General features: G+C 75.4%; 1 protein-coding gene and 1 pseudogene. Both read right to left on the bottom strand.

Features of this window, described 5'->3' with window-relative positions:
- The coding region (locus x551_RS22555) for an ABC transporter ATP-binding protein (RefSeq protein ID WP_152543645.1) at positions 1–474 on the bottom strand (474 nt) is incomplete at its 3' end.
- A 4-nt stretch (positions 475–478) separates the two neighbouring features.
- Positions 479–1,112, bottom strand: a pseudogene (locus tag x551_RS24835) (iron chelate uptake ABC transporter family permease subunit); the annotation flags it as partial.

Genomic DNA, 1,112 nt, shown 5'->3' with positions numbered 1-1,112 from the left:
CTGGCGCTCGCCGCCCGACAGCTCGTGCAGGCGGGCGTGCTGCCAGGCACTGCACTCGGTGGCGGCCATGGCCTCGTCGACGATGGCCTCGTCGGCCGGCCCCGGCAGCGCGAACAGGCCGAGCTGCGGCAGGCGGCCGAGCTGCACCGTCTCGCGCACCGTGAGGTCGCCGCTGGTGTCGCCCTGCTGCGCCAGCCAGGCGATACGCCGTGCACGCTCGCGTGCCGGCCATTCGGCCAGCCGCCGCTGCTGCAGCCACACGCTGCCGCGCGCCGGCGTCAGCAGCCCGGCCAGCGTGCGCAGCAGCGTGGACTTTCCGGCTCCGTTGGGGCCGACGATGGCGGTCCAGCCCGGTTCCAGGCTCAGCGACAGGTCGTGCAGCACCGGGTGGTCGCCCAGCGCGACCTGCAGGCCGTCGGCGCGCAGGGTCGGGCCCGGCCCGCCTGTCTCGCGCGGCGCGACCGGCGCGTTCATGCCATCCCCGGCGGTGCAGCAGCCACAGCAGGTAGCCGCCGCCGAGCACCGCGGTCAGCACACCGACCGGCAGCTCCTGCGGCGCGATCAGGCTGCGCGCCAGCACGTCGGCCGCGAGCAGCAGGCAGCCACCGGCCGCGGCGCTGGCGACCAGCGTGAAGCTCTGCGTCGCCGGCACGAAGCGCCGCACCAGGTGCGGCGACACCAGGCCGACGAAGGCCACCAGTCCGGCCTGCGACACCGCGAGCCCGGTCGCCAACGCCAGCACCGTCACCAGCACCATGCGCAGCGTCGGCAGCGCGAGGCCCAGGCTCACGGCGCTGTCGATGCCCAACGTCAGTGCATCCAGCACGCGCGCCAGCCGCCACGCCAGCGGCAGCGTCAGCGCCAGGCCAACGGTCAGCAGGCCGACACTGGTCCAGCCCAGGAAACCGGTGCTGCCGAGCATGAAGGCCTGCTTGCCGCGCAGGGCCTCGGGCGCCGCCATCGTCGCCAGGTCACCGAACGCGCCGAGCACCACGCCCACCACCACGCCGGCCAACAGCAGCCGCACCGTGTGCTGGGCGCCGCGCGACAGCAGCAGCGTCAGCAGCACCCCCGCCCAGCGCACCGGCGAAGGCGGCCAGCACCAGGCCGGC

Source organism: Methylibium sp. T29, from assembly GCF_000576205.1.
Classification (GTDB): domain Bacteria; phylum Pseudomonadota; class Gammaproteobacteria; order Burkholderiales; family Burkholderiaceae_C; genus Methylibium; species Methylibium petroleiphilum.
This window is presented reverse-complemented; position numbering and strand designations above follow the sequence as displayed.